Genomic DNA, 13,675 nt, shown 5'->3' with positions numbered 1-13,675 from the left:
CGCCGCGCCCACCCAGCCCGTCGCCGCGATCAAGCGCACGACCGCCGCGCAGTCCGTGAGCCCCGCCCTCCCGCGCCAGGCGACGGCCGCCAAGACCATGGGCAAGGTCTTCTTCCGGTTCGGGAACAAGGAGTACTGGTGCTCGGCCAGCTCGATCGCGGCCAAGAACCACAGCGTGGTCGCGACGGCCGGACACTGCGTGTACGACCCGCGGCAGGCCAAGGCGGCCGAGAACTGGATCTTCGTCCCCAACCCGGGACCCAACGGTGAGACGCCGGACGGCATCTACGTGGGCGCCTCGATCAGCGTGCACGAGGACTGGTCGGGCCGGGGCGACTACGACTACGACTACGCGTTCGTGACCGTGCACCGCGGCTTCTCCTGGACGGCCAAGGCCGGCGCCTACGTCATGGAGGACATCGGCAGGCTCCAGGACAACGTGGGTGGCCAGGGCCTCGAGCTCAACAAGAAGCCGAGCACGTACACGGAGGCCGCGTTCGGCTACCCGGCCGGTGCCCAGCCCGACGGCACGCGCCCGTTCAACGGCAAGGCGCTGCAGGCTTGCCCCGGGAGCGTGACCCGCTGGACCGGGGCGCTCAGCCTCGAACTGCAGAAGGGCGTGCGGCTCCAGCCGTGCGACTTCAGTCCCGGCGCGAGCGGCGGCCCCTGGCTGCTCGACTACGACAAGGATCGCCGGCTCGGCAACCTCAACGGCGTCAACAGCCTGACCTGGGACAGGGACGCCGCGGGCGCGTACGACGCGGTGTCGAGCCCGTACTTCGACACGACCACGGGCGAGGTCTACCGGTACGCCGCCGCGCAGACCACCCTCGCAAATGTGATGTAAGTCACTGCAACCATTCGATCACTTGAGATGATCAGCTGAATCCCCGTCTCGGTACGATCACGGCGCCCCTTGGCGGCGCTGACAGGATCCACCGGAAATTCCATGATCAGAGTCAGCACTGTAGGTTCCGGGCTGTCCGTTTGCTGAGTTTCGGAGGTGCACGAGCGCCTCATGTCAGGGCAACCTGGAGTCTTGTTGAAGCGAATCCTTCTCCCCGCCGGTGGCGCCCTGATGGCGACCGGCCTGCTCGCCGCCGGCGTGTCCGGCGCCGCGCACGCGGACCGCGGCATCTCCCGCGATCCGATGGCCCGCAACTCCACCGAGGCCGCCTCGGTCGCGTCGTTCTGGCTCGCGTCGAACGGAGCCGCCCTTCGTTCCGCGACGCAGTACACCTGGGATTCGAAAGACGTGCGCAAGGTCGTCTCCAAGGGCGGCCACAGCCCTGGCGGCAGGCCCGGCACCACGGCGCCGTCCGGCGAGTCGAAGTCCACCGCCACGGCCCAGAACGTGAACATCCCCAAAACCGTCGGCAAGGTCTTCTTCGTCGACGCCGCCGGCGACTTCCGCTGGTGCTCGGCCGCCTCCATCCAGTCCAACTACCGCAACCTGGTCTCCACCGCGGGCCACTGCGTGTACGACACGGACGGCGACAAGGAGCTGCTCGGCAACTGGGTCTTCGTCCCCGGCTATTACCAGGGCAAGGCGCCGTTCGGCATCTACGTGGGCAAGCAGGCCTTCACCCACTACGACTTCGACACGTACGAGGACTACGACCGCGACTACGCGTTCGTCACCGTCTACAGCGGCATCCTCGCCAACGGCGTCAAGCAGGTGGACCGCCGGGACTACCAGCGCTTCTCCGGCCCCAAGCGCTCGTGGGGCGGCCGCTACTACCTCCTGCTGTCGAAGGACGCGGGCCGTCTCGGCGACAACGTCGGCGGTCAGGGCTTCGCCTGGAACCAGCCCGCCGGCAGGCCGGTCCGCGCCTTCGGCTATCCCGCGGCCCCGCATCCCGACGGCGACAAGGCGTACACCGGTGTCACGCCGAAGGACTGCTACGGCAGGACCACGGCCAAGACCGTCGGCGCCCCCTGGCTCAAGATCCAGGAGCACCTCGGGCTCAAGTGCGCCGTGACCCCCGGCTACGACGGCGGCCCCTGGCTGCTCAACTACAGCAACTCCAAGCGTCTCGGCTACGTGAACGGCACCACGAGCACGTTCGCCGACCAGGACGCCAACGACCGCGTGGACCACATCACCTCGCCGTACTTCGACGGCGAGACGGCCGCCGTCTACGACGCGGCCAAGAACATGTGGACGGGCAAGATCGTCGGTCCGAACGGCGAGCTGTACAAGTAAGACCCGCAAAGAGAAGGCGAGGACCCCGATCCGGGGCCCTCGCTTTTGGTTTTCCTGGCACCGCACGAGCGCGCGGCACGCACCCCCACGCACCCCTCTATATAGGGACGTCCATATATAGAGGGGTGCCCGCGTATCGAGGAGTGCCCGTACGGGGCCGGACGGCCGGGTTCCGAGCGCTCCGGAACCGAGCCTGAAGATCACCTGTGAGGATTGGAACGAACTTAGACGGGCTGGGGTCCAATCTGGTTCCTGTGATCTGAGTCACATAAACCTGCCTACGCTATGTGTTGGCTCGCTAACGGTACTTCCGTCCCGTAAGCGATAACCCCTCCATACCCTGCGAAAACGTAACCAGACGATCACGACGCGCGAAGATCTCTGACTGGTAACAGCACGGTAACGGCGGTAAGGGTGACTACCGGATTGCTCAAACCGGGTTCCACCTGCGGAGATCACCACGCTATGTTCCTTGCTATCCCTTTACTGACGCATGGGACGCATGTTGCGACCCACGACAGAGCAAGGAGCAGTTCCCTTGAAGCGCATCCTCATCCCCGCCGGTGGCGCCATTCTGGCTACCGGCCTCCTGGCTGCCGGCCTCGCCGGCGGTGCTCAGGCCGACAGCGACGTCGCCAGCGACCAGATGGCGGCGAGCGCGGCCAACGCGAAGGCCATCGCCCAGTTCTGGGCGGAGAACAACAGTGCTGCCCTGAAGGCCGCCACCGCGTCCGATGTCTGGACCAAGACGGACGTCGCCAAGCTGCAGAGCAAGGGCGGCTACAGCTCGGACACCAAGCCGGGCACCACCGCTCCGATCGGCGAGGAGAGCAAGAGCTCCTCGAAGACGCAGAACGTGAACATGCCGAAGACCATCGGCAAGGTGTTCTTCGTCAACAGCAAGGGTGAGAAGAAGTGGTGCTCCGCCACTTCGATCCAGTCGAAGTACCGCAACCTGGTCGCCACGGCCGGTCACTGCGTGTACGACACTGCGACCAACAGCGACACCATGGACAAGTGGGTCTTCGTCCCGGGTTACTACCAGGGCAAGGCGCCGTTCGGGATCTACGTGGGTAAGCAGGCCTTCACCCACTACGACTTCGACGTGTACGAGGACTACGACCGCGACTACGCGTTCGTGACCGTGTACAACGGCGTCCAGCTCGACGGTGGCACCGGCAAGCAGGTCCCCAAGGCCGAGTGGGACAAGTACCAGGGCGTCAAGGACGCCAAGGACGTCGAGATCAGCCGCGAGGAGTTCCGCGCGGGCAAGCTCGACCCCACGTCGACCGAGGCGTTCTGGGTGAAGAGGGGCACGGCGCCTGAGGCGACCGGTCCTGACTACCCGGGTGCCGAGGTGGGCAAGGTCGAGGTCTCCCAGGCGACCTACAAGGCCGCCAAGCTGGGCCAGGGCAACGGCCGCAAGTTCGGTGAGCCCGTCACCGAGATCGTGACGGACTCCGAGGCCGCCGCCTACAAGAAGGCTCAGGAGGGCGACGCCGCCAAGTACCCGGCGACCGTCGTGCAGGACAAGCGCGGCAACTGGACCATCACGCACTTCTTCGTGCAGCAGTGGTACAAGCCGGGCTCGGACACCAAGTACTACAAGACGGTGTTCTTCATCGTCGAGGGCTTCGCCAAGGACGCGGGGCGTCTCGGCGACAACGTCGGTGGCCAGGGCTTCTCGTGGAACCAGCCCACGGAGAAGGACGTCCGTGTGTTCGGCTACCCGGCCGGCCCGCACCCCGACGGCAACAAGGCGTACACCGGTATCACGCCGAAGTGGTGCTACGGCAAGACCTCGAAGAAGCTGGTGGGTTCCGCCGCCAAGAAGATCGAGGAGCACGTGGCCCTCAAGTGCGCCATGACCGAGGGCGCCGACGGTGGTCCGTTCCTGTACAAGTACAGCAACGCCAAGCGCCTCGGCTACGTCAACGGTGTCATCAGCACCTTCAACGACCAGGACGGCAACGGCCGCGTGGACTACGTCTCCTCGCCGTACTTCGACGGTGAGACGAACACCGTCTACAAGGCCGCCGCGAACTCCTGGTCCGGCAAGGTCATCTAGTAACGGTCAGCGACCGGCCCTGAACCGCTCGTTACAACCGTGGTAAGTGGAAGGGCTCGGCATCCAGCCGGGCCCTTCGGCTTTCCCGGAAATGTTGGGTCGTTGGACGCATGCCATGCCGATACGGTGCCATCAACTTGGTGTGATCTGCGTCACACTGCCCGCTCGATCGCGATCACGCGGATGCCCCAGCCCCTGAAGTCACACTGACAACATCTTTATGTTGATCAGGCCAAACAGTCACGAGGTGAGCTTCACTCAGCTCCTGCGCATCGGATAGCTAAACATCACAGAATGATCACACCCGGCTTGTCGCATCTTTTCCTTTCAAAGCGGCTACCCGGGATCAAGATCGACACTGTATGTTCCTGGCTATCCCTTTACTGACGAATGGGACGCAGAAAGCGTTCCACGACAGCGCAAGGAGTTACCTTGAAGCGCATCCTCCTCCCCGCCGGCGGCGCCATTCTGGCCACCGGCATGCTGGCTGCTGGTCTGGCCGGCACCGCCCAGGCCGACGACACGATCGCCGACCAGCTCATGGCTGAGTCCGCGGCCAAGGCCGTCGAGACCCTGGAGTTCTGGACCAAGTCGGACAACGCGGCGCTGAAGAGCGCCACGGCGTTCAACCCCGACGCTCTTGAGGTCACCAAGACCACGTTCAAGGGCGGCTACACCTCCGACACCAAGCCGGGCTCCACTGCCCCGATTGGCGAGGAGAAGAAGACCACCGCCAAGGTTCAGAACGTGAACCTGCCGAAGACCATCGGCAAGGTGTTCTTCGAGCTGGGCAACGGCAAGCTTTACTGGTGCTCTGGTACCTCGATCCAGTCGACCTACCGCAACCTGGTCGCCACGGCCGGTCACTGCGTGTACGACATCGCGGCCAACAAGGAAGTCGTCTCCAAGTGGGTCTTCGTCCCCGGTTACTACCAGGGCAAGACGCCGTTCGGTGTCTACGTGGGTAAGCAGGCCTTCACCCACTACGACTTCGAGATCTACGAGGACTTCGACCGCGACTACGCCTTCGTCACCGTCTACGACGGCATCGGCGGCGCGCTGTACCAGCCCAAGAAGGTTACCAAGGCCGAGTTCGACGCCTACGACGGCGAGAAGGAAGCCAAGGACGTCGAGGTCTCCAGGGACGAGTTCCGCAAGGCGAAGCTCGACCCGAAGAACGAGGACCTCTACTGGGCCCAGCCGGAGAAGGCCGACGAGGTCACCGGGCCGGACTACCCCGGCGCTGAGGTCTCCAAGCTCGAGGTCACCCAGGCCGTGTACCAGGCCGCCAAGATCGGCCAGGGCCAGGGCCGCAAGTTCGGTGAGCCCATCACCGAGAGCGTGACCTACAACGAGGCCCTCGCGTACATGACGAAGCAGGGCGCGAAGTGGAACAACAAGGGCGAGCTCACGAAGGCGCCGGTCCCGAACGCGGAGGCCCCTGGCACCGTCAAGGCTGACAAGCGCGGCAACTCCTACATCACGCACTACTACGTGCAGCTGTGGCAGAAGCCGGGCAGCGCCAAGAAGTGGTTCCGTACCGACTTCTACATCATCGTTCACGAGCTGAAGAGCGTTGGTCGTCTTGGCGACAACGTCGGCGGTCAGGGCTTCGCGTGGAACCAGCCGTCCGGTAAGTACGTCCGGACCTTCGGTTACCCGTTCGGCCCGCACCTCGACGGCAACAAGCCCTACACCGGCGTCACGCCGAAGTGGTGCTACGGCAAGACCGCTCACAAGGCCCTCACGATCGCATCGAAGAAGGTCGAAGAGCAGCAGTCCTTCAAGTGCGCCGTGACCGCCGGCTACGACGGTGGTCCGTGGCTGTACCAGTACAGCAACGCCAAGCGCCTGGGCTACGTCAACGGTGTCACCAGCCTCATCGCTGACACCGACGACAACAAGCGTTACGACACCATCACCACGGCGTACTTCGACGGCGAGACCAACGTCGTCTACAAGGCCGCCGCGGCCACGGCGTCGGGCAAGCTCATCCCGTAGTTCGCTACGGACCCCGGACGGCGACCTGGTCATCGTTCGGACGCTCCATCCGAAGGGGCTCGGCATCAGCCGGGCCCCTTCGGCCTTTCTCGTGAAATTTGATAATTTCCCTTACCAGAGTGACTCAAGGGTCGATAGGGTTTTGACACCCTTTTTGACAACCGTGGAGCCTTCCGTGAAGCGCCTGCTCATCCCCCTAGCCGCCGCCGGCCTGAGCGCCGCCCTGATGACCCAGCCGGTCAACGCCAACCCAAGCTGGGCGACCGACGATCTTCTTCCCAAGCCCGCGGACGCGTACAGCGCCGCGAAGTTCTGGCTCGACTCCAACGGAGCCGCTCTGCGCAAGGCGACCCAGTACAGTCTCGACGTCAAGGACGTCCCCAAGCTGGTCAGCTCCCAGAGCAAGGCCGTCCCCGACGGCAAGGCCGGTCTCACCGCACCGACCGGCACCAACAAGCAGCCCGCCAAGGTCGCGAACGTCAACCTGCCCAAGACCATCGGCAAGGTCTTCTTCCAGGACAAGGCCGGCCACTACCGCTGGTGCTCGGCCACGGCCATCCAGTCCAGGAACCGCAACCTGGTCGCCACCGCGGGCCACTGCGTCTTCGAGAACGGCAAGGACGACGTCTACGACAAGTGGGTGTTCGTCCCCGGCTACTACCAGGGCAAGGCCCCCTTCGGCATCTACGCCGGCGCGTACGCCTTCACCGCCTATGACCTCGACCTCTACGACGACTACGACGGCGACTTCGCCTTCGTCGCCGTGCACAACGGCTTCACCCTGTCGGGTGAGAAGAAGGTCACGGGCAAGGAGTACAAGGCGTGGGCCGGGGACAAGTGGATCAAGCCCCAGGAGATCGACGCCAAGGAGTTCCGCAAGTGCCTGCTGAACCTCGGCGACTGCTGGTCCGAGGGCGAGGACAAGCCGGCTGACCTGGTCGGCCCCGACTACCCCGGCGCCGTACTGGAGAAGGTGGAAGTCAACCAGGCCACGTACAAGGCCGCCAAGGCCGGCAAGGGCCAGGGCTTCAAGTTCGGCGAGCCGACCGTGGAGCAGGTCACCAAGCCGGAGTGGGACAAGTACGAAGGTCTCGGCGTCAAGGGCGACGGCCCGGACAAGTCGGGGAACTACACCATCACCCACTACTACACGCAGAAGTGGGTCAAGCCCGGCACGTCCCGTAAGTACTTCATGCCGGAGTACATCCTCGGCGTCGCGAAGGACATGGGCCGCCTCGGTGACGTGGTCGGCGGTCAGGGCTTCGCCTGGAACCAGCCCATGGGCCAGACCGTGATGGCCTTCGGCTACCCGGCCGACCCGCACCCCGACGGCGACAAGGCGTACACCGGCGTGACGCCGAAGTACTGCTACGGCAAGACCGGCACCAAGACCTACCAGGTCAACACGTTCAGGGTGGACACGCACCAGGTGCTCAAGTGCTCGATGACCGGCGGCGCCGACGGCGGCCCCTGGCTCATGAAGTACAACAACGGCAAGCGCACCGGCTACGTCAACGGCGTGACGAGCATGTTCCACGACAACGACGAGAACAACAGGATCGACTACATCAGCTCCGCCTACTTCGACGGAGAGGTGGCCGACGTCTACAACAAGGCGAACTACGCCACCACCAAGTCGCTCGTCGGCCCCAACGGCGAACTTCTCAAGTAACGCGAAGACGGCCCGGGACGCTCATCGCGAGCGGCCCGGGCCGTTTCGTGTTCATACCGTGGTGAGCTCCCGCGTACGCTCGCGCAGCACCCGTACAGGCCGCTCGTTCTTGTACGGTTCGAGCCGCCGCCGCAGGTCCGCCGCGTAGGACCGGGACCTGGCCGACTGCAGATCACCGGCCAGGGCCAGCGCCCCGGCCGCCGTCGAGCAGGCCTCCTCCAGCTCGCCACACTGCACCAGACCCGCGGCCAGCAGCGACAGGTTGAACATCCTGCCACGGACGTAGCGGGAGTCCATGTCGAGCGAGCGGCGCGCCTGGCGGACGGCCCGCTCGCCCTCTCCCAGGTCGCGGAAGCAGTGGGCGAACTTCGCCGACAGATAGGCCTCGTCGAAGTAGCTCAGCCACTTGGGCTCCTCGGCGGGCCTGCGCGTGTCGAAGGCGGACTCCGACCGGTGCAGGGCGGCGCCGCAGGAACGGGGATCGCCCAGCCCGGCGTGCGCGTGAGCCTCCAGGACGTGCGCGGAGGCGAGCAGGGTGCGCACGCCCGCGCGGCGGGCCGAGAGCTGCGCGGCCCTGGCCAGGTCGAGGGCATGGCCGTGCTGACCGATGTAGATGGCCTGGTGCGCCATGCCGGCCAGGATCTCGCTGCCGAGGGTGTGGTCGTCGGCGCCCCTGGCCAGGCGCAGGGCCTGGAGCAGGTAACGCTGGGCGAGCCCGTGCTGCTCCATGTCGTAGGCCATCCAGCCCGCCAGGCGGGTCAGCTCGGCGGCCGCTGTGGCCAGCTGCTTACCGGTCGACGCGTCGTACGAGCCGTCCTTGAGCAGCGGAGAGACGGCGGTGTCGAGGTATCTCACCACGGACGAGCGGACGCGGCCGCTGCCGAAGCGGTTGTCGAGCTCACCGAAGGAACGGGTGACCTCTTGGATCGCGGCGATGTCGGCACGGCCTACCCGGCGCGCGCCCCTGCCGCTCGGATGCCCCTCGAAAGGGGACGTCAACCAGCGTATGGCTCCCACGGAGCCTGCTCCTATCGCGAACGTCGAGTCGATCAGGAACCTCCTTCTCTCAACGTCGGCCCGCCACAGTGCCGTCACGGTCGCGACCCCCTCCTGCCACCTGTGCGTGAACTCCTGACCGAGATCGAGGGGCGTGATGTTGGCCGGCATCCCCAGATCCTCCGAGGTCACCGGCCTGCCCAGACGCAGGGCGAATATCTCCGCGAGCAGGGAGGGCACCGGATCCCTGGGCCGCTGGCCACCGATCCAGCGCAGCACGGAGCTGTGGTCGTACTTGAGGCCCGGAGTGCCGCGTGCGGCTCCTAGATCGTTGAGACGTCTGGCCAGCCCTTTGTGGGAGAAATCCGCCTCCGCGATGAGTTGCTGCAGCAGTCGATTCGGCTCGCGTTCCATCGCTCTCCTCGTGACAGGAGTCGGCGCCCAATCCCTACAGAGAGCTACAGTTATAGCACCTTGCGTAAAGGATTTATGTTGGTTCCCAAAGGACACGCAAACTCCGTCCCACGCACCCGCCCGACCTGCTGCTCAGGCCGGCTGACCGTCCCTCCTCGCGCGGGCACTCCGCCTACCCGCCACAAAGGCCGGTAACCGCGAAGCCATCCGGGACTGGGCAAGGCCGTGGAAAAGGGGTGAGCGGGGGCCGAAGCCCCCGCTCACGGACGGAATTCAGGCGCGGGCGACCCCGTCGGCGCGGGCCTGCGCGGCCACAGCCGCCGTCACTGCGGGCGCGACCCGGTCGTCGAACGGGCTCGGGATGACGTACGCCGCCGTCACGTCGTCACCCACGACGCCGGCCAGCGCGTCGGCGGCGGCCACCTTCATGTTCTCGGTGATGCCGGACGCGCGCACGTCCAGGGCGCCGCGGAACACCCCGGGGAAGGCCAGCACGTTGTTGATCTGGTTGGGGAAGTCGGAGCGCCCGGTGGCCACGACGGCGGCGTGCTTGGCGGCCACCTCCGGGTGAATCTCGGGCGTCGGGTTGGACAGGGCGAACACGATGGCACCCTCCGCCATGGAGGCGATGGCGCCCTCGGACACGGTCGAACCCGACAGGCCGACGAACACGTCCGCGCCCGCCAGGGCCTCCTCCGTCGAGCCGGTGCGCCCGGCGCGGTTGGTGATGCGGGCGAGCGCCTCCTTGACCGGGTTGAGGCCCTCCCTGCCCTCGTAGATCATGCCCTTGGAGTCGGAGACCGCGATGTCGCCGATGCCCGCCTCCAGCAGGATGCGGGTGACCGCGACGCCGGACGCGCCCGCGCCGGCCACCACAGCGCGCAGGTCGCCGAGCGGGCGGCCGGTCAGGCGGGCGGCGTTCTTGAGCGCGGCGAGCACCACGATGGCGGTGCCGTGCTGGTCGTCGTGGAAGACGGGGATGTCGAGCAGGTCGCGCAGCCGGTCCTCGATCTCGAAGCAGCGCGGGGCGCTGATGTCCTCGAGGTTGACGCCGCCGAACGACGGCGCGAGCCGTACGACGGTCTCCACGATGCCGTCCACGTCGGTGCAGTCGAGGCAGAGCGGGACGGCGTCGATGCCGGCGAACTCCTTGAACAGCAGCGCCTTGCCTTCCATGACCGGCATGGCGGCCGAGGGTCCTATGTCGCCCAGGCCGAGCACCGCGGTGCCGTCGGTGACGACGGCGACCACGTTGGAGACCCAGGTGTAGTCCTTGGCGAGTGACGGCGTGTCGGCGATCGCCGTACAGACCCGCGCGACACCCGGCGTGTAGGCCAGGGCCAGGTCGTCGGCGTCGCGGACGGGAACGGCCGAACGAACCTCGAGCTTGCCCCCGCGGTGCAGGGCGAAGGCCGGATCGAGATCGAGTTGTTCGGTGGAAGCAGAAGCTGGCTTGGCGGCCACAGCGACCCCTGTCGTCAATGGAAGCGGAAGAACCTTCGGCGGACGAGCACGAGCGGGATGGCTTCTGTAGCTGCCTGGATCCCCTCTGTCGACCGTCTGGGAGGGGGTTCGGGGGTCACCCGTCACCCCCATAGTGCCACAGGTGAGCCACGTGATTGGATCGTGTTCGATGTCGGCGCCGACGCCGTTCTGTTGACGCATCGTTAAATGCCAGATGACGGAGTGCTGCGAAACCCCATCTAAACTGCACAAAACGCAAGTTTCGTGGCTTTTCACTTCGAGGAGGCCTTACATGGCCCTCAGCCCCCGGGGCCGCCGCGGCTTCACCGCCGGCGCGCTCGCCCTGACCGCTGCTCTCGCGCTGACCGCGTGCGGGAGTGAATCCGGTGATTCCGGCACAACCAGTGCCGACGCCTCGGCGGCCGGCGGCGCCCAGCTGGTCCAGCCGGGCAAGCTCACCGTCTGCACGAACATCCCGTACGAGCCGTTCCAGTTCAAGGACGAGACCGGCAAGATCGTCGGATTCGACGTGGACATCGTGGACCTTGCCGCGAAGAAGCTGGGCGTGACCCAGAACATCGTGGACATCGACTTCGCGGTGATCAAGAGCGGTGCCGCCATGGCCGCGAAGAAGTGCGACGTGGCGGCCGCCGGCATGACCATCACCCCAGAACGCCAGGCGAACATCGACTTCTCCGCACCCTACTTCGACGCCACGCAGGCGCTGCTGGCCAAGAAGGGCACCGGCGCCAAGTCGCTGGATGACGTCAAGGCCAAGGGTCTCAGGCTGGGCGCCCAGGCCAGCACGACCGGCCTCGACTACGTCAAGAAGAACGGCTACGACCCGACCGAGTACGCGGACTCGGCCAAGGAGTTGCTGGCCCTGCAGGCCGGGCAGGCCGACGTGATCATCCAGGACCTGCCCGTGGTGCTCACCTGGCTCAAGAAGCCCGACGTGGCCGCGAAGTTCGAGCTGATCGGCAGCCTCGACACAGGCGAGCAGTACGGCATCGGCATGAAGAAGGGCGCCGACCCGGTCCTGCTCAAGACGATCAACGACGAGATCGCCAAGGCCAAGCAGGACGGCACCTACGAGAAGATCTACGTGAAGTGGTTCGGCAAGAAGCCCGGCGAGCTGAGCTGATCCATGGCCGACCAGCCGACGACGGCTGAGCCTGTCCGCGCCAGGCTCAGCCCTCGGAAGAAACAGCAGATCAGCCGGGGCGTCCAGTACGCCGTGCTCCTCGTGGCGCTCGTCGCCCTCGTCCTGTACGCCGACTGGGGCAGCCTGGCGGAGAACTTCGCCAAGCCCACCGTGGCGCGGGAGGCCCTGCCCGACCTGTTCACCATCGCGCTGCGGAACACGATCATCTACGCGGTCGGCGGGTTCGTCTTCGCCTTCGTGCTCGGCCTGGTGCTGGCGCTCATGCGGCTCTCGCAGGTCCGGCCCTACCGCTGGATCGCGGTCGTCTACATCGAGATCTTCCGCGGCCTGCCCGCACTGCTGATCTTCCTGTTGATCACGTTCCTGCCGCTGGCGCTGCCGGGCTTCCAGGTGCCCTTCGGCACGTACGGACAGGGCATTCTGGGGCTCGGCCTGGTCGGCGCGGCCTACCAGGCCGAGGTGTTCCGGGCGGGGCTGCAGGCCGTGCCCAAGGGCCAGACGGAGGCGGCCAGGTCGCTGGGCATGTCGGCCACCCGCGCCCAGGTCACCGTGGTGATCCCGCAGGCCGTCCGGATGGTCATCCCGCCGACCACCAACCAGTTCGTGGCCCTGCTCAAGGACTCCTCGCTGGTGCTGTTCCTCGGCGTGTCCGGCGAGTACGTCGAGCTCGCCAAGTTCGGCAACGACCTGGCCTCGACGCACGCCAACGCCACGCCCATCATGGTCGCGGGCGTGACGTACCTGATCGTCACGATCCCGCTGGGATACCTCGCGTCCCGGCTGGAGCGACGTAAGGGGAGTAACCGATGACGCACGCCATCGAACTGCAAGGTCTGCACAAGTATTTCGGCAGGAACGAGGTGCTCAAGGGCATCGACATGACCGTCGATCCCGGGCAGGTCGTCTGCGTCATCGGCCCGTCGGGCTCGGGCAAGTCCACCCTGCTGCGCTGCGTCAACCTGCTGGAGCAGCCCACCAGGGGCAAGGTGTTCGTCAAGGGCGCCGAGGTGACCCATCCCGACGTGGACATCGACGCCGTACGCCGCCACATCGGCATGGTCTTCCAGCAGTTCAACCTGTTCCCGCACATGACCGCGCTGCAGAACGTGATGATCGCCCAGCAGCGGGTGCTGAAGCGGGGCAGGGCGGAGGCCGAGGTCGTCGCCAGGGAGAACCTCGACAAGGTCGGCGTCGGCGCCAAGTGCGACGCGCTGCCCGGCCAGCTCTCCGGCGGACAGCAGCAGCGGGTGGCGATCGCCAGGGCGCTGGCCATGAACCCCGACCTGATGCTGTTCGACGAGCCCACGTCGGCGCTCGACCCCGAACTGGTCGGGGACGTGCTCACGGTCATGCGCAAGCTGGCCGAGGAGGGCATGACGATGCTCGTGGTCACCCACGAGATGGGGTTCGCGCGTGAGGTGGCCGACCGGGTGGCCTTCATGGACGGCGGCGTGATCGTCGAGGACGGCCCCCCTTCCCAGGTCATCGGCGACCCGCACCAGGAACGCACCCGCGCCTTCCTCCACCGCGTCCTCCACCCCGAGGGCTGACCACCCCCACCCCCGGTGCCTGACCGGAGCCGGTGCCTGACCGGAGCCGGTGCCTGACCGGAGCCGGTGCCTGACCGGAGCCGGTGCCTGACCGGAGCCGGTGCCTGACCGGAGCCGGTGCCTGACCGGAGCCGGTGCC

At 66.4% G+C, this 13,675-nt stretch carries 10 protein-coding genes; 8 read left to right on the top strand and 2 right to left on the bottom strand.

Annotated elements, in window-relative coordinates; all coding sequences use genetic code 11:
- The 5 genes from ITP53_RS47355 to ITP53_RS47335 all read left to right on the top strand — a co-directional run.
- A partial coding sequence (locus ITP53_RS47355) for a trypsin-like serine peptidase (protein WP_195902039.1) occupies positions 1-847 on the top strand: 847 nt, incomplete at its 5' end.
- Between the two features lie 195 nt (positions 848-1,042).
- Positions 1,043-2,206 carry a trypsin-like serine peptidase gene (locus tag ITP53_RS47350; RefSeq protein ID WP_195902038.1) on the top strand — a complete coding sequence of 388 codons (1,164 nt, stop codon included), beginning with the start codon at positions 1,043-1,045 and terminating at the stop codon, positions 2,204-2,206.
- Between the two features lie 538 nt (positions 2,207-2,744).
- Entirely contained in the window at positions 2,745-4,274 is a 1,530-nt protein-coding gene (locus ITP53_RS47345; RefSeq protein ID WP_195902037.1) for a trypsin-like serine peptidase, read from the top strand.
- A 432-nt stretch (positions 4,275-4,706) separates the two neighbouring features.
- Positions 4,707-6,275, top strand: coding sequence for a trypsin-like serine peptidase (locus tag ITP53_RS47340; protein ID WP_195902036.1), 1,569 nt, complete (start codon positions 4,707-4,709; stop codon positions 6,273-6,275).
- Between the two features lie 175 nt (positions 6,276-6,450).
- A complete protein-coding gene (locus tag ITP53_RS47335; RefSeq protein WP_195902035.1) occupies positions 6,451-7,947 on the top strand; it encodes a trypsin-like serine peptidase in 1,497 nt (498 codons plus the stop codon).
- 51 nt (positions 7,948-7,998) lie between these two features.
- Here the strand turns inward: ITP53_RS47335 and ITP53_RS47330 are convergent, their stop codons facing one another.
- Positions 7,999-9,357 (bottom strand): hypothetical protein, encoded by a 1,359-nt coding sequence (locus tag ITP53_RS47330; RefSeq protein ID WP_195902034.1) that lies wholly within the window; start codon positions 9,355-9,357, stop codon positions 7,999-8,001.
- A gap of 273 nt (positions 9,358-9,630) precedes the next feature.
- Positions 9,631-10,821 carry an NAD(P)-dependent malic enzyme gene (locus tag ITP53_RS47325; RefSeq protein ID WP_328818094.1) on the bottom strand — a complete coding sequence of 397 codons (1,191 nt, stop codon included), beginning with the start codon at positions 10,819-10,821 and terminating at the stop codon, positions 9,631-9,633.
- Positions 10,822-11,113: 292 nt separating this feature from the next.
- Here ITP53_RS47325 and ITP53_RS47320 point away from each other — a divergent pair, with 292 nt between their 5' ends.
- Genes ITP53_RS47320 through ITP53_RS47310 form a run of 3 tightly spaced genes read left to right on the top strand, consistent with a single transcriptional unit; the run spans position 11,114 to position 13,536 of the window.
- Entirely contained in the window at positions 11,114-11,965 is an 852-nt protein-coding gene (locus ITP53_RS47320; RefSeq protein ID WP_195902033.1) for an ABC transporter substrate-binding protein, read from the top strand.
- A 3-nt stretch (positions 11,966-11,968) separates the two neighbouring features.
- Positions 11,969-12,796: an amino acid ABC transporter permease gene (locus tag ITP53_RS47315; protein ID WP_195902032.1), complete on the top strand. Its 828-nt coding sequence runs from the start codon at positions 11,969-11,971 to the stop codon at positions 12,794-12,796.
- A complete protein-coding gene (locus tag ITP53_RS47310) occupies positions 12,793-13,536 on the top strand; it encodes an amino acid ABC transporter ATP-binding protein (RefSeq protein ID WP_195902031.1) in 744 nt (247 codons plus the stop codon). The genes ITP53_RS47315 and ITP53_RS47310 overlap by 4 nt, the downstream gene beginning before the upstream one ends.
- The last annotated feature ends 139 nt before the right edge of the window (positions 13,537-13,675 follow it).

It is taken from the genome of Nonomuraea cypriaca, from assembly GCF_015645445.1.
Taxonomy (GTDB): Bacteria; Actinomycetota; Actinomycetes; order Streptosporangiales; family Streptosporangiaceae; genus Nonomuraea; species Nonomuraea cypriaca.
Note: the sequence above shows the minus strand (reverse complement) of the source record. Positions and strands in the feature narration are given on the sequence as shown.

What these genes read in the sequence shown, in the direction of transcription:
- ITP53_RS47330 (WP_195902034.1), bottom strand. Translation starts at nt 9,357, where the DNA reads ATGGAACGCGAGCCGAATCGACTGCTGCAGCAACTCATCGCGGAGGCG.
- ITP53_RS47320 (WP_195902033.1), top strand. Translation starts at nt 11,114, where the DNA reads ATGGCCCTCAGCCCCCGGGGCCGCCGCGGCTTCACCGCCGGCGCGCTC.
- ITP53_RS47315 (WP_195902032.1), top strand. Translation starts at nt 11,969, where the DNA reads ATGGCCGACCAGCCGACGACGGCTGAGCCTGTCCGCGCCAGGCTCAGC.
- ITP53_RS47310 (WP_195902031.1), top strand. Translation starts at nt 12,793, where the DNA reads ATGACGCACGCCATCGAACTGCAAGGTCTGCACAAGTATTTCGGCAGG.